We start from the raw sequence: 15,204 nt of genomic DNA on the forward strand, positions 1-15,204 counted from the left end.
GGCCAGAAAATCGAATTCGATTTAGGAAAAGCAGGATGCGTAGGTTAAAAGTGTGAGAGCGTACTTTGTGCGTCCACTTGGACGCACGTCGCTCTAACAGCGACCTGAACGCGCAAGAGCGGCGGGCTTTGCCCGCCGCTCTTGTTTTTGGCTTCGCCAAACTGGTTATACCCGGCAGTCTTGCTGCCGTTCTCAGGCCGCCTTTGCTTCCGCTTCGTGAAGCGTGAAGGACCGCCCGTCGGCATCGAAAATATGCAGGTCGCCGGCATCGGCACTCAACCGCAGCGTCGCACCCCGCTTGACCTCGACATTTCCGGGCAGCTTGGTCACCAGCGGCAGGTCGGCGCGGCCGATGTCGACATAGACGAGCTGGACCTCGCCGAGCTGCTCGACATAATCTACCGTTCCCTCGAAAAGATAATCCGCGCCGCTAGCGATCATCAGATCCTCCGGCCGCACGCCGAAGCTCACCGAAGCGCCCTTCGCTGAGGCCGGCGTGGCGATCGGCACCGTCGCCTTGCGCCCGCCGACATGGCTGACGATGGTCGGGTTGCCTGATTTGTCGATCGTCGCCGGCAGGATGTTCATTGCCGGCGAGCCGATGAACTGGGCGACGAACAGATTGCCGGGTTTCTTGTAGAGCTCCATCGGCGTGCCGACCTGCTCGATATGGCCGTCCTTGAGCACCACGATGCGGTCGGCCAGCGTCATCGCCTCGACCTGGTCGTGGGTGACGTAGATCATTGTTGTGGCAGGCATCGACTCCTTGAGCTTGGCGATCTCGATGCGGGTGGCGACGCGCAGTGCCGCGTCGAGGTTCGACAGCGGCTCGTCGAACAGGAAGACCTTCGGGTTGCGCACGATGGCGCGGCCGATGGCGACGCGCTGGCGCTGGCCGCCCGACATCGCTTTGGGCAAGCGGTCGAGATATTTGGTCAGCTGCAGGATTTCCGCCGCTTGGCGCACCCGCTTGTCGATCTCGGCCTTGCTCTCCTTGCCGATCTTCATCGAGAACGCCATGTTGTCGTAGACGGTCATGTGCGGGTAGAGCGCATAGGACTGGAACACCATGGCAATGCCCCGCTTCGACGGTGGCACGTCGTTGACCACCTCGCCGGCGATCTTGAGCTCCCCGGAGGTGATTTCCTCAAGCCCGGCGATGGACCGCAGCAAGGTCGACTTGCCGCAACCCGAAGGGCCGACGAAGACGATGAACTCGCCCGACTTTATGTCGAGGTCGATACCGTGGAGAATGTTGAGATTGCCGTATGATTTCTTCACTTGCCTTAGCGTGACATCGGCCATGGGTTCCCTCCAGTGAATTGCAAACTCAGTCGATGCGCCCGAACCAGGCGCCGTAGCCGCCGAGGCGGATAGAGCCGGCGCCAGTCTGTCCCGAAAACCCGTGCCCCGGCAAGGGCTGCAGCGAGCGTCCGCCGAGATTGACTTCCGCCGGTCGGCTGCCGAGATTGAAGACGCAGACGATCTGCTCGTTGCCCTCGCGGCGCGTGAAGGCGACCGTATCGCCCTCGCTTTCGATGAAGTCGATATCGCCCTTGGCCAGCGCCGGATGCAAACGGCGGAAGGCGAGAAAGCGCCGGTAGTGTTCGAGCAGCGAGCTGTCGTCGCCCTGCTGCACATCGACCGCTTGCGAAAGGTGCTTGGCGGGCACGGGCAGCCATGGCTTTGCCTTGGAGAAGCCGCCATTGCTGTCGGCGCCATCCCAGACCATCGGCGTGCGGCAGCCGTCACGGCCCTTGAATTCCGGCCAGAAGCGGATGCCGTAGGGGTCCTGCAGATCCTCGAATTGCAATTCCGCTTCGCCAAGACCAAGCTCCTCGCCCTGATAGATGCAGACCGAGCCGCGCAGCGACATCAGCAGCGCCGAGATCACCTTGAGATAGGCGGTCTGGTCGGCTTCGCCGGCCGCCCAGCGCGAGGCAGTGCGCATCACGTCGTGGTTGGAGAACGCCCAGCACGACCAGCCGTCGCTGGCGACCTTGCCGAAGGCTTCCAGCACCGAGCGCACCTTGGCCGCGCTGATTTTTTCGGGCGCCAGGAAGTCGAACGAATAACACATGTGCACGCGCTTGCCGCCGGCCGTATAGGCCGCCACCACCTCCAGCCCGCGCTGTGAATCGCCGACTTCGCCGACCGCCGCCGTCGCCGGATAGTCGTCGAGCAACGAGCGGAAGCGTTCGAGGAAGCCGAGGTTTTCGGGGCGGCTCTTGTCGTAGAGGTGGTCCTGGTAGTTGTAAGGGTTGACGGAAGGAGCAGTCTGGTCGTTGCGTTCTTCGGGCGGCAGCGGCGGATTGTCCTCCAGGCCCAGGCTGTGGAAATAGAAGTTGATGGTGTCGAGGCGGAAACCGTCGACGCCGCGCTCCAGCCAGAAGCGGGTGACATCGAGCAGCGCGTCCTGGACGGCGCGGCTGTGGAAATTAAGATCGGGCTGCTCGGCCAGGAAATTATGCAGGTAATATTGCTGGCGGCTGGTGTCCCACTGCCAGGCAGAGCCGCCGAAGATTGACAGCCAGTTGTTGGGTGGCGTGCCGTCGGGCTTGGCGTCGGCCCAGACATACCAGTCTGCCTTGGGATTGGTGCGGCTCGAGCGGCTTTCCCTAAACCACGGATGGATGTCGGCCGTATGCGACAGCACCTCGTCGATCATCACCTTGAGCCCGAGCCTGTGCGACTCGGCGGTCAAGGCATCGAAATCGGCCAGCGTGCCGAACATCGGATCGACGTCGCAATAGTCTGACACGTCGTAGCCGAAATCCTTCATCGGTGATTTGAAGAACGGCGAGATCCAGATGGCATCGACGCCGAGCGCAGCGATATACGGGAGCCTGGCGATGATGCCCCTGAGGTCGCCGATGCCGTCGCCGTTCGAATCCTGATAGCTGCGCGGATAGATCTGGTAGATCACGGCACCGCGCCACCAGTCGCGGCCGACGGCGAGGTCGGGGCTCAACGTCGCTTTCACAGCGGATTGCATGATCTCAACCACCTTTCACTGAGCCGGCGAGCAGCCCGCGGACGAAATAGCGCTGCAGCGAGAAGAACACGATCAGCGGCACGACAATGGTGATGAAAGCCGATGTCGTCAGGATCTCCCAGTCGCCGCCGCGCGAGCCGAGCAACGCATTGAGCTTGGCGGTCAGCACGATCTGGTCGCCCTCAGTGCCGAGGAAAACCATCGCAACCAGCAGGTCGTTCCACACCCACAGAAACTGGAAGATGGCGAAGGAGGCCAGCACCGGGAACGACAGCGGCAGCACGATCTTGACGAAGATCTCGAAATCGCTGGCGCCGTCGATGCGCGCCGATTCCATGATTTCGCGCGGCAGGCCGGCAATGTAGCTTCTCAGGAGATAAATAGCGAAAGGCAGACCGAAGCCGGTATGCGCCAACCAGATGCCGAGATAGGTTTTCGACGGCACGCCGAAGAAGCTGCCGACGCCGTTGTAGAGCTTCAGCAGCGGGATCAGCGACATTTGCAGCGGCACGACCAGGAGGCCGATGATAACCGCGATGAGCAATGCCCGGCCGGGAAAGCGCATCCAGGCCAGCGCATAGGCCGCGAACGCCGCGATCAGGATCGGGATGACAGTCGCCGGGATGGTGACGGTCAGCGAATTCATGAACGAGCGGCCGATGCCCTCCGAAAACAGCACCGTATTGTAATTGTCGGTGGTGAACTTCGGCGGCGCCGACGAGGCGTAGTAGACGCGCTGGCCGCGCTTGCCCTCGAAGGGCTTCGTTGAGGTCATGACGAAACTGCCGTCGGCGTTGAGCTGCAAGGTCTCGCCGTCGCCGAGATCGGCTGTCGTGCCGGCGGGATATTGCGTCGGCGCCGCCGACTTGACGCCGAAGGCGCTGATGTCGCGGGCCGCATCCTCGCCGAAGATGTTGCCCTCGAGGACGAACTTGCCGTCCTTCTCGACTTGCGCCGAGGCGGGTGGCAGCCGGCCCGCTTCCGTCTGGGTGGAACTGGCAAACGAGTTCCACCAGCCCGAGGCGATGATCTGATCCTTGTCGCGCAGCGACGAGACGAGAATGCCGAGGGTCGGGATGGTCCAGATCGCGACGAAGATGAAGACGGCGATATGGACGCCGAAACGGCTGGCAAAAGACTTTCCGGTCGCCACGGCCATCTCAATGTCCTCCCGTCTCTTTGTTCGCCTGGCGGATGTTCCAGACCATGATCGGAATGACCGCGACCATGATGATGATGGCGATGGTCGCGCCACGGCCGAAATCACCGCCGCCGCGGAACATCCAGTCGAACATCAGATTGGCCAGCACCTGGCTATTCCATTGGCCGTTGGTCATGGTCAGCACGATGTCGAACACCTTCAGCACCAGGATGGTGATGGTGGTCCAGACGACGGCGATCGTGCCCCAGATCTGCGGCACCATGATCTTCCAGAAGATCTGGAACGGATTGGCGCCGTCGATGACGGCCGCTTCCAGCGTCTCTTCGGGAATCCCCCGCAAGGCTGAGGACAGGATGACCATGGCAAAGCCGGTCTGGATCCAGATCAGGATGATCATCAGGAAGAAATTGTTCCAGAACGGCAGCGATATCCAGACCTGCGGCTGGCCGCCGAAATACTGGATGATGGCGTTGAGCAAGCCGATCTGCGTCTGGCCGGCGCCTCTATACTCATAGATGAATTTCCAGATGACGCTGGCGCCGACAAAGGAGATGGCCAGCGGCAGGAAGATGAGGCTCTTGGCGATGGTGCCCCACCAGATCTTGTCGGTGAGGACGGCGATGATCAGCCCGAGGAAGGTGCAGGCGGCAGGCACGACCGCCAGCCAGATGATGTTGTTGAGGATGGAGGTGCGGAACTCGCGGTCGCCGAACGCCCATTCATAATTGGCGAAGCCGACGAAATTGGCGCCGCCGCGATCGAGGAACGACAGCCTGAGCGTCTCCACCACCGGGTAGATCAAATAGATGGTGAGGATGATCATGGCCGGGCCGACGAACAGCCACGGCCGGATCATTCCCTGCCGGCGCAAATTGTCGATGGCCGCAGCACCTGCAACGCCGCGCGACGGGAAGATGATGTCCACCAGCTTGTTGGCGCCCCAGAAATAGGCGACGCAGCCGCCGACGCCGACAATGATGACTGTTATGGCCGAGAAAATCTGAGCCGCCACGGGTCCCTCCCTCTGCGCATGATCCGCCAGTCGAAAATGGCTTTGGCGACGGGATCATGGGCCGATTCAGTTGTTGAGAGCGATCGAACGCAAACCGGTTTCCACCATTGCTGATCGCACTCCAAGCTGGAATGTCGTTGTACTCGTGACAATCGGTGCGGCGCGGGCCGCCGGTCGGATCCGGGCCATTGAGGCCCGGATCCATTCAGGATCGGTAGTCCGCACGTTCAGCCGGGGACGCCTACTTGATCGCGTCCCAGCTCTTCTGGATGTCGGTGGCGACATCCTGCGCGGACTTGCCGCCGACAAGATCGATCATGCCGGTCCAGAAGGCGCCGGCGCCGATCTTGCCCGGCATCAGGTCGGATCCGTCGAAGCGGAAGGTTGAGGCTTCGGCAAGGATTTCGCCCTGCTTCTTCAGCGCGTCGCTGGCATAGGCATCCTTGTTGACCGATTTGAGCGGCGTCACGAAACCGCCCTGGGCCATCCAGATCTCATGGGCGAGCGGCATCTTCAGGAATTCGATGAACGCGCGGGCACTCTTGCTATCCTTGGTGATCATGGCCAGCGTGCCGGCGCCGAGCACCGGGGTGCCGAGGTCGGACTTGGAGGCGTAAGGTGGGTAGTAGAAGAAGTCGGCGTCCTGGCCGATCTCTGTGCCTTCCGGAAAGAAGGTCGGGATGAACGACGCCTGATGATGCAAATAGCACTTCGGCGGCACCGAGAAGAGGCCTTTCGGGCTGTCGCGGAAGTCGGTCGCGGCAACCGCCTTGGCGCCGCCGTCGACCATTTTGTCGTCGGTCGCGATCTTGCCGAAAATGTCGATGGCATTGACCACCGCGGGATCGTTGAACGGAATTTCGTTCTTCACCCACTTGTCGTAGGTCTCGGGCGTCTGGGTGCGCAGCATGATGTCCTCGACCCAGTCGGTCGCCGGCCAGCCGGTGGCGCCGCCCGAACCGAGCCCGATGCACCATGGCGTGCCGCCGTCGGCGATGATCTTCTTTTCGAGCTCGGCGAGCTCTTCCTGCGTCTTCGGTACCTCGTAGTCGGCTTCCTCGAAATTGTCAGGCGAGTACCAGACCAGCGATTTCACGTCGGCCTTGTAGGGAAAGGCGAAGAAGCCCGGCTTGCCGTCCTTGTCGTTGAAGGTGCCGAGATCGACCCATGACTGGCCGGCGCCGTAATTGTCCTTGATCCAGTTGGCGGTGTCGTCGCCGAGCGGCGTCAGCAGGCCCTTGGACGCCAGGTCCTGGATCAGGCCCGGCTGCGGCAGCACGGCAATGTTGGGCGGGCTGCCGGCCTGCGTGTCGATGACGATCTGCTGTTCGTAATTTTCCGACGAGGAGTATTTGATCTCGGCGCCGGTGGCTTCCGAGAAATAGTCGAGAACGGTGCGGATGAGGCCCTCGTCCTCGCCGCGCCATGGCCCGAAGATCGACAGCGTCTCGCCCTTGAGGTCGACCTTCTTGAGGTCTTCGTAATTCGCCCAGTTGAAGCGGGGATCTTCGCCCGGCTTGAACTTCAGTTCGGCCTGCGCCGGCGCGCCCAGGGCGAGCGCGACAAAGGCGGCGCTCAGCAGAAGCATTTTCTTCATCGGTATTCCCTCCCAGTGGTGACAAACACTCGGACGGAACCTCCATTCCGTCCGCCGACGCTGCAGGACTGTGACTCAGTCGGAAAGGAACCGCAACCTTTCGAAGAGTCTTCCAAAGCGCTTTGGTCTTTTCGATCACGCCACTGAATCGATCAGGAGTCAAGAGGGTCGCGTGCTAATCGATTTAATTTTCGCGATATAAGAGCAACAAAAGTGCGCTGCAGCATGCTTTTTTGGCGCTGCGGCAGCATATTTTGCTTCAAACTGGTCGGAAACGGTGCTTATGGTCTTTGCATCAGGCAGGGCTGCCCGTAGCGGCTAGGCCGATTCATAGTTAAAGCGCTTTGAGGCTTGGAGGCCTCCGGTGAACCTCAAACAGCTCTCCCACATGCTGGCGCTTTCGCAGACAACGGTAAGCCGCGCGCTGAACGGCTACCCGGAAGTCAATGAGGAAACGCGCCGGCGGGTGATCGACGCAGCCAAGCGCCACGGCTACCGACCCAACCCGAGCGCGCGCCGGCTGGCCACCGGCAAGACCGGGATGATCGGTTATGTCTTGCCGACCGGCACGGCCGTCGACATCGACCCGCATTTCGTCGAATTCCTGTCCGGTCTCGGCGACTATGCCCGTTCGCATGAACTCGACCTGGCGCTGTCCCCGGCCGATGCCGACGACCAGGAGACGACCTACCGGCGTATTGTCGCCAACCGGCAGGTCGACGCCGTCTACATCTCCTCGCCGAAGCCGGCCGACCGGCGGGTGGCGCTGGTCAACACGCTCGGCATCCCGTTTATCGTCCATGGCCGCAGCGAAGGGCTCGATTTCGACTACCCTTTCACCGACATCGATAATGAGGGTGCCTTCCACGAGGCGGCACGGCTGCTCGTCCAACTCGGTCACCGGCGGTTGGCGCTGATCAACGGCGACGACCGCGAGACTTTCGCCATCCACCGCGAGCGAGGCGTGCGCCGGGCATTGGCAGCGAGCGGTCTGGTGCTTGGCGAAGGCCATGTCTGTTCCCTCGCCATGACCGAGGAGAACGGCTACCGCGCCGCCAGACGGTTGCTCGAGCAGAGCGATGCGCCGACAGCGATCGCCTGCTCCAGCCTGATCATGGCGCTCGGCGTCGTGCGCGCGGTGCGCGATCTCGGCCTGACCATCCCGGGCGACCTGTCGCTGATCGCCCATGACGACGTCTTCCCCTGGCTGAAGCCGGAGAATTTTTCGGTGCCGTTGTCGACGACGCGTTCGTCGATCCGCCTGGCCGGCGCCCGCGTCGCCGAGCGGCTGGCGGCGCGGATTTCCGGCCTGGAGGAGGGCGCCCGCGGCGAAGTCTGGCCGGTCGATCTGGTGATCAGGGGATCGGTCGCCGGCGCGCCGGGTTAGAGGTCCAAATCCAAATCGCTCTGAGCGACGGAGTTCGACCCATTCCAGTCATCCACGTCACTTGCGCGACCGCGCAAGTGACGTGGATGGAAACTTTCGGCCCGTTACCAAACGGCTGGTAAGGACATGGCCGGTCTTCCTGAAAACTTTCATTCTTTCAGGGCTGCCACCATTCATTGAGCCGTCGATGGGCGTGGCTACGATCAGGCATTCGTGGTATACTTTGCCGGCTTGAAACCGTGACCCTTACTGCGGTTTGCCTTGGGAGATGCCGAATGCGCGTGTCCTTGCTCTTCATTGCACTGCTGCTTGTAAAAATCCCGATTGTATCGCATGCCGCCGACATTCACGATGCCGCCATGAACGGCGATGTCGCAGCGATCACGGCTGCGCTGGATGCAGGCGCTGATGTAGATGAGAGTGATGGAAGCGCAACGCCGCTCTATCTCGCGGTCTTTATGGGCCACATCGAAGCGGCAAAACTGCTCATAGAACGTGGTGCCGACGTCAACGCCCAGACGACTGGTGGTCCCCCACTGATGGCGGCTGTCGGGACAGGCAAGATCGATCTGTTAAACCTGTTGCTGGAGCGGGACGCGGATCCAAATTCCGATCGTGGTGGCGAGTTCGCCCTTCATGTCGCCGTCACTCTCGATTGTTTCGACTGCGTGAAGGCACTGGTCGAGGCCGGAGCGGACGTGAATGCGAAGGCAATGCACGGCAAGACGCCGCTCCATCTGGCAAAAAACAGGGGGCAACGCGAAGTTGCCGACTATCTCTTGGCGCATGGCGTCGTCTTGCCAACACCAGCCCCAATCTCAATGAAGTTGGCTTCTGCCGATGTCGAGAAAGGCCGAACCGAATACAGCCGCCGGTGTACTACTTGCCACGACGCCGAGCCACAGGGAGGAAACAAAATAGGACCCAACTTGTGGAGCGTCGTCGGCCGCGACAAGGCATCCATGGCAGACATGCGTTACTCCGACGCCTTGATGGGCTGGGAGGGTGTATGGACGTACGAGGACCTGAACAGATTTCTCTTCGGGCCCATGCTCACCACGCCGGGCGTTAAGATGGAGACTCCCGGTGTGCCGGACGAGACCGAACGGGTCGACCTGATCGCGTACTTGCGCACACTCAGCGACAAGCCGATCCCGCTGCCCCCTGGCTGAAGCCGGAGAATTTTTCGGTGCCGTTGTCGACGACGCGTTCGTCGATCCGCTTGGCCGGCGCGCATCGCCGAGCGGCTGGCGGCGCGGATTTCCGGATTGGAGGAGGGCGCCCGCGGCGAAGTCTGGCCGGTCGATCTGGTGATCAGGGGATCGGTCGCCGGCGCGCCGGGTTAGAGGTCATTATCTCATTATCTCGGAGAGAGGCCATCCAGCAGGAAGCCGAGGCCTTTCCGGAAAGCACCATCCCAATCATTATCCAACAGCAGACGAGAGCGTTCGATTGTCGGGTAGCGTTCGCTGAGACGTGTAAGGCGCTGCTGCGCGGCGGCCCGGTCCTCGTCCGAGAGGTCGAAGCTCGCCCGGGTGATGGTGGCGCCCATCACATAGTTCCAGAGCGACCATATCGCGACGTTCACATCGGCGTCCGCCACACCGGCTTTGGACAAGGTCTTGCTCAGCAATTCTAGGCGACTGAGGATGTTCGGGCCGAGCGCCCGGCGCGGCAACAGCGATGCCGACCAAGGATGGCGCAGCATGCTGGCGCGCCAGTCTTCGAGCATATTAACGGCTTCTCCGCGCCAGTCTTGAGACTCGACTATTTGCGGCGGACCGCGATATTCGAGCACCGAATCGAGCGCCAGATCAAAGACATCCTCTTTGTTGTCGACGTGCCAATATAGGCTCATCACGCCCGAGCCGAGGCGATCGGCCAGCCGGCGCATCGTCAATCCGTCGACTCCCTGGGCGTCCAGCAGTTCCACCGCGGTCACCACGATGCGTTCCCGAGAGAGCGGCGGTTCACTGCGCGGCTCCTGAACGGGCTGGAGCCGCTCACCTATCTGTTGAGACCGTTTGCTCCGGGCGCCGCTACGTTTGGCTGCCATCCGTCTTCCTCGCTGTTCAGCACGTCGATTTTGACCGGCAACGCGACGAATGTCGATCTTGAACGATTGACTCGTACGGCGTACCATATGATTGATCGTACCTCGTACGAGTCAATCGTATGGGCGATATGGCTAAAGTTCAATCATGCCGGCCGCGAGGCCACGTTGCTCGCAGTCCGCAGAGCCAAGAGAAAATCATGTCACGCGCAACCAAGCATCTGCTTATCGGAGGGCTAATCATCATGACCATGGGAATTCCCGCTGCCACGACAGCGAATGAGAATGATCTCAAGCTGACCATCGTCAATCCACAAAACCTCTACGACCCGTCGCCGAATGGCTACAGCACGGCGGTGATCACGCCCCGCAATGCCAGGGTGGCCTTCATCTCCGGACAGGGCGGCCAAGACAGCACGGGAGCCTTGTCGCCCGACTTCGCTGTTCAGGTTGAGCAGGCCTACGCAAATTTGCGCACCGCCCTCGATGCGCTCGGTGCCAGGCCCGATCAGGTCGCCAAGCTCACGGTCTTCGTGGTCGATCACGATATGTCCAAGCTTGAGGTGCTGACCAGGAACGTCAAGGAAATGTTCGGCGAGGCGCTGCCGGCGCAGACACTGCTTCCCGTTCCCAAGCTTGCGATTGACCCCATGCTGTTCGAGGTGGAGGCCGTGGTCATTCTGGAATAGTCGGGCGGCGCTGTTGGCCCGATCGCTCGAATTGAAATGGGTCGAGCGCGCCGCCGATTGTCGCGGACTTATTCCTTGGCCGCTTCGGCCGCCTTGGTGTCCAACAGGCCGTAGCCGAAATCATTGTCTCGTCCCTTGGGGCCGAGATCCTTGGCGGTGGCGGCCAATGCCTTCTCGACCCAGTCGGCGGAACGGTCGGGCGCGGCATGCAACAGATTAGCGACCGCGCCGGTCACGATCGCTGCGGCAAACGAGGTGCCGGTGACCACATCCGAGCCGGCGCCGCTCGGCGCCACCATCTCGACGCCGGGGGCGGAGAGGAAGACATAGGCGCCGCGATTGGCCTGCTCCATCAGCCCGTCCTTCGCATCGGTGGCGGTCACCGCAATGACGCCGTCGAAGGCGGCCGGGTAACCATAGGGTGCTTTCGGCCCGTTATTCCCCGCGGCGGCGACCAGCACGATGCCGAGCGCCCTGGCATTGCGGCAGGCGATGCCGAGCAGGTCGTTCTTCGGTCCGACGAAGCTCATATTGATGATGAGAACATCTTGGCTTGCCGCCCAGTCGAGCGCCGACAGGATGATGTCCATGGTCGACTTGCCGCCCTCGAAAGCTCGGGCATGGTAGATTTTCGCGCCGGGCGCCATGCCTTTGAGCGCGCCGACGCCGGCGATCAGGCCGTCGATCGAGGTGCCATGATCGCGCGCCTCGATCGGCACATCGGGCATGGCGTCGAACTGATCGGCGATGACGCCGGAGAGTGCTGGATTGGCATCGTCGATGGCGGTGTCGATGACGGCGATGCGCACGTTCTCGCCGCTCGCCGCTTTCGAATCCAGCGCGATGCGCTCGAAGGCATAATTGACGATGCTGGCTGCCTGCTGCAGCGAGTAGATATGGTTGGGCTCGCGCCGCACGGTGCGGCTGTCGGCGGCAAGCTGCGCCAGCACGACGCCGACCGGTCGGCCATCGGGAATGCCGAAGCGCACCAGCGTGGTGCCGAGCAGCAGAGACTGGCGCTGCGAGCGCACCTCGAGGCCAAATGAGGCGGCGATCTGCTGGACGGCGTCGCCGTCTACCGTCACCAGCACCTCGTCGGGCACGAAATCACCGATGACGGCGCGCGGCGGCTCGGCCGCGACGAGATCGCTGGGCGAAACGATCGGACCGCCCGTCGCGGCGGCCTGTATCGCAGGCGCACCGGCGGCCTGCGGCGGCAGTGCCCGACCGGCCGGATTGCGGCGTGGATCGGGCGTCGGCAGCGGAGCTTGGCCGCCGCCGACCGGGTTGGGAAACAGGTCAACGATCAGCGCAGGAAGAACGACCGCATTTGTCGCGGCGGAACCTGCGCCGGGCTTCTCGCCGCTGCCGTCTCTTGTATCGTCCTCGATACAGTCGGCCGCCGCCGTCGCCCGGTTGAGGCAGTCGATTTCCGTCTGGGTGAGGTTTGGATCATTGGTCTGCGCCAAAGCGGGCGCGGCGGCGAGCGTCATCGCCGCCACAACGAGCGCCGCAAACCCAATGACCGCCCTAGCCGCCATCAACCGGTTTCCTTCCCTCGACCACAGCCTCGGCGAACGGCTGGGCGGCAATAAGGCCGAGCACTTTTTCATAGTCGGCGGCCGTCGTGGCGGGGATGCCAAGGCGGAAGACACCGTCGGCGGTCGGCCCGCCGGCGATCTTCAGCTGGTGTTCGCCAAGAAAAGCGACAATGTCGGCCATCTTCGCATCCGGCTTGAACGTCACCAGCGCGAACGGCATTTTCGCCAGATCGCCTTGTTGGCCGGCAATTTCGAAATCGCCGCCCTTGCCGACTGGCTGAACAACCGATTGCACCATGACGAGGGCAAGCAGAGCGGCAGCTGCAGCCCAGGCGACGCCGGCCGGCACCGCCATGAAGCGGCCCCATGCCTGCGCCAGCCAGGATGAAGCCGCCGGCGCGCGCACGGGGCCGGCCTCGGCGTCGAGCGCCCGGGTGAAGCGGCCGAGCGCATCGGCCGGCGGGCGGATCGCCTCATTGGATGCAGCGGTGCTGGAGAATTCGGCTTCGGCCTCGCCCAGTGCGGTGAGCGCCGCCGGGTCGGACGCCAGCCATTCCTCGACGGCTTCGAGTTCCGATCCTTCCAGCGAGCCGTTCAGATAGAACGGCAGCAGCGTTTCCATTTCGTCGCGGCGCGACATCTTTTCAGCGGCGCTCATGGCCACCCCCTGTCGTAACCGGCGGCCTTGAGCGCCTCGCCGAGTTTCTTGCGGGCGTAGAACATCCGGGTCTTGACGGTAGCAACCGGGATGCCGAGCACCTCCCCGATCTCGGTCACCGACTGTCCGTGGTAATAGGCAAGGTCGATCACCGTGCGGTGCTCTTCCGGCAAGGCATCGACGAAGCGCCGCAAAGCGGCGCCCTTGTCTTCCTTCATGGTGACGACTTCCGGCGTGTCGGCGCTGTCTGGGACCTGGGCCGCGTCATCGTCGTCGATCCAGTCTTCCTTCTTCTTGCGCAGCGACGACAGCGCCTTGAAGCGGGCGATGCCGAGCAGCCATGTCGAGACTTCCGAGCGCCCCTCGAAGCCTGGCGCCTGGCGCCAGAGTTCGAGAAACACCTCGTTGGCGATATCATCGGCCATCATTTCCGATCCCGTCTGGCGCACCACGAAGCGGTAGACCCGCGCGTGGTGGCGCATGAACAGGAGCCGCACGGCGGCACGGTCGCCCTTCGCGACCCGGCTGACAAGCGCGCGGTCGGTTTCCGTCGCTGCCGTCATGGCCGGTCGAGCCGCCTGGCTCCTGTCTGCTCTGTCGCCGATCGGCCCAAAAAGGTTCACCGCTTTCCGCCCGGATTTTTGCGGAGGCTAACCGAAGAGCGGAAAGGTTGCCAGAGTATACCGTTGCCCCCCGTTTTTAGGGGTCAGTCTCAGTCAGGGGCACCAAGCAAAAGGCAGCCGTCAGGCTCGCCATGATGGCGGCCACTAGGCGGCTCATCCCAGTCGGCAAGGTGCAGTCGTTCAGCCTCGGGCGGAGCGTCATTGGACGACGCCGCCGCACAGGGGATTCCCGACAGGTTTGTAACTCACCGGTCCGCTGCCGGGCGACTAAGGTCCCGATCGCAAACCGCAACCCTCTGAAGAAGTGAAAGTCATGACCAACAACAGCTTTTCGGCCGCGACTCGTGGATCAGTCGCCGATGGCGGTGTTCGACGCGGTCAATCGTCCATGCGACTGGTGAGGCGCATGAAGCCTTGCGCGATCGGAAGGACCTTTCCATGAGACTGATTAGGCTGAAAGCGCCGGGAGGCTTGGAAAATCTCAAGCTGGTCGAGGAAGATTGTCCGAAACCAGGGCCGGGTGAGTTGCTTGTCAGGATACGAGCGTGTTCGTTGAATTTCCACGACAGCATGGTGGCGCTGGGAAACAAACCGTGCGCCGATGGCCGAATCCCGCTGTCCGATGGCGCTGGACAAGTGATTGCGGCCTCAGACGATGTCCAACAATTCAAGGCCGGAGATGCCGTCGTCAGCACCTATTGGCCCCATTGGCTGGCCGGCGAACCGACGCCAGCCAATAAGACGGGCGAATTGGGAGATGATGTTGACGGCTATGCTCGCGAATATGTGTGCATGCCCTGGCATGCCTTCACAAGGGCACCGGCAGACTTCACGCATATGGAGGCGGCAACGCTTACCTGTGCCGGCGTTACCGCCTGGAAAGCCCTGATGGTGTGCGGCCAGGTGAAGCCCGGTGATACGGTGCTGGTCCTTGGCACGGGAAGTGTATCGCTGTTCGCGCTGCAATTCGCAAAAATTGCGGGCGCTCGCGTTATTGCCACCTCTTCATCGGAGGAAAAGCTGGAAAAGCTGAAGCGGTTTGGAGCCGACATTGTCGTCAATTACAAGGCAGTGCCGGATTGGGGCCAGAAGGTAAGGATTTTGACGGACGGACGCGGCGTCGATCACGTGATCGAGGTTGGCGGGCCGGGCACGTTGGCGCAGTCGATAACAGCTTGCAGGATGGGCGGCCACATCGCCCTGATCGGCGTCCTGACTGGCTTTGCCGGACAAGTTTCGATCCCGGCCCTGTTTTCCAATCAGATTAGGATCAGCGGAATTTCTATTGGCAGCAGGGCAGACCAGGAAGACATGATTCGTGCCATCGAGGCCAACCGTTTGAAGCCAGCTATCGACCGCGGTTTTCCGCTGCAGGAGATCGCCAATGCCTTCAAGTACTACGAATCCCAAAAGCACTTTGGCAAGGTTTGTCTCGAACTTTGATACGACATATGCGTCGCTGCCCTATCGCGCCACGGCGCCTGCAG

13 protein-coding genes and 1 pseudogene are annotated in these 15,204 nt (G+C 62.2%); 5 read left to right on the top strand and 9 right to left on the bottom strand.

Annotation, left to right across the window (positions count from 1 at the left end):
- Nucleotides 1–192: 192 nt before the first annotated feature.
- From ugpC to EOC94_RS08810, 5 genes are all read right to left on the bottom strand, one after another.
- On the bottom strand, nt 193–1,305 hold the full coding sequence (gene ugpC, locus EOC94_RS08790) for a sn-glycerol-3-phosphate ABC transporter ATP-binding protein UgpC (protein ID WP_127289875.1): 1,113 nt from the start codon (nt 1,303–1,305) through the stop codon (nt 193–195).
- Nucleotides 1,306–1,330: 25 nt separating this feature from the next.
- Complete coding sequence (locus tag EOC94_RS08795) at nt 1,331–2,995, bottom strand: alpha-glucosidase (protein WP_127289877.1); 1,665 nt, start codon at nt 2,993–2,995, stop codon at nt 1,331–1,333.
- A gap of 4 nt (nt 2,996–2,999) precedes the next feature.
- Nucleotides 3,000–4,154 (bottom strand): carbohydrate ABC transporter permease, encoded by a 1,155-nt coding sequence (locus tag EOC94_RS08800; RefSeq protein ID WP_126103953.1) that lies wholly within the window; start codon nt 4,152–4,154, stop codon nt 3,000–3,002.
- Nucleotide 4,155: 1 nt separating this feature from the next.
- The gene (locus EOC94_RS08805; RefSeq protein WP_127289879.1) at nt 4,156–5,169 is read right to left on the bottom strand and encodes a sugar ABC transporter permease; all 1,014 of its coding nucleotides are present in this window, start codon (nt 5,167–5,169) and stop codon (nt 4,156–4,158) included.
- A 241-nt stretch (nt 5,170–5,410) separates the two neighbouring features.
- Complete coding sequence (locus EOC94_RS08810; protein WP_127289881.1) at nt 5,411–6,766, bottom strand: ABC transporter substrate-binding protein; 1,356 nt, start codon at nt 6,764–6,766, stop codon at nt 5,411–5,413.
- 364 nt (nt 6,767–7,130) lie between these two features.
- On the opposite strand from EOC94_RS08810, the gene EOC94_RS08815 reads away from it, so the two are divergent.
- From EOC94_RS08815 to EOC94_RS08825, 3 genes and pseudogenes are all read left to right on the top strand, one after another.
- Nucleotides 7,131–8,153 (top strand): substrate-binding domain-containing protein, encoded by a 1,023-nt coding sequence (locus EOC94_RS08815; RefSeq protein WP_127289883.1) that lies wholly within the window; start codon nt 7,131–7,133, stop codon nt 8,151–8,153.
- A 275-nt stretch (nt 8,154–8,428) separates the two neighbouring features.
- Entirely contained in the window at nt 8,429–9,325 is an 897-nt protein-coding gene (locus EOC94_RS08820; protein WP_127289885.1) for an ankyrin repeat domain-containing protein, read from the top strand.
- Nucleotides 9,316–9,499 (top strand): annotated as a pseudogene (locus EOC94_RS08825) (transcriptional regulator); the annotation flags it as partial. The gene EOC94_RS08820 and the pseudogene EOC94_RS08825, both read left to right, overlap by 10 nt.
- 14 nt (nt 9,500–9,513) lie before the next feature.
- Here EOC94_RS08825 and EOC94_RS08830 read toward each other — a convergent pair.
- The gene (locus EOC94_RS08830) at nt 9,514–10,209 is read right to left on the bottom strand and encodes a TetR/AcrR family transcriptional regulator C-terminal domain-containing protein (RefSeq protein ID WP_127289887.1); all 696 of its coding nucleotides are present in this window, start codon (nt 10,207–10,209) and stop codon (nt 9,514–9,516) included.
- Nucleotides 10,210–10,406: 197 nt separating this feature from the next.
- On the opposite strand from EOC94_RS08830, the gene EOC94_RS08835 reads away from it, so the two are divergent.
- Nucleotides 10,407–10,895, top strand: a complete 489-nt coding sequence (locus EOC94_RS08835; protein ID WP_127289889.1) for a RidA family protein — start codon at nt 10,407–10,409, stop codon at nt 10,893–10,895.
- 68 nt (nt 10,896–10,963) lie between these two features.
- Here EOC94_RS08835 and EOC94_RS08840 read toward each other — a convergent pair whose 3' ends face one another.
- From EOC94_RS08840 to EOC94_RS08850, 3 genes are read right to left on the bottom strand one after another with little or no spacing between them, the layout of a single operon-like run.
- Nucleotides 10,964–12,436 carry a S8 family serine peptidase gene (locus EOC94_RS08840; protein ID WP_127289891.1) on the bottom strand — a complete coding sequence of 491 codons (1,473 nt, stop codon included), beginning with the start codon at nt 12,434–12,436 and terminating at the stop codon, nt 10,964–10,966.
- A complete protein-coding gene (locus EOC94_RS08845) occupies nt 12,426–13,094 on the bottom strand; it encodes an anti-sigma factor (RefSeq protein WP_127289893.1) in 669 nt (222 codons plus the stop codon). The genes EOC94_RS08840 and EOC94_RS08845 overlap by 11 nt, the downstream gene beginning before the upstream one ends.
- Entirely contained in the window at nt 13,091–13,657 is a 567-nt protein-coding gene (locus EOC94_RS08850) for a sigma-70 family RNA polymerase sigma factor (protein ID WP_127289895.1), read from the bottom strand. Before EOC94_RS08850 ends, EOC94_RS08845 begins: the two co-directional genes overlap by 4 nt.
- 498 nt (nt 13,658–14,155) lie before the next feature.
- Between EOC94_RS08850 and EOC94_RS08855 the strand changes: the two genes are divergently transcribed.
- Nucleotides 14,156–15,160: an NAD(P)-dependent alcohol dehydrogenase gene (locus EOC94_RS08855; protein ID WP_095484408.1), complete on the top strand. Its 1,005-nt coding sequence runs from the start codon at nt 14,156–14,158 to the stop codon at nt 15,158–15,160.
- Nucleotides 15,161–15,204: the final 44 nt, after the last annotated feature.

Source organism: Mesorhizobium sp. M6A.T.Ce.TU.016.01.1.1 (genome assembly GCF_003997065.1).
GTDB lineage: Bacteria > Pseudomonadota > Alphaproteobacteria > Rhizobiales > Rhizobiaceae > Mesorhizobium > Mesorhizobium mediterraneum.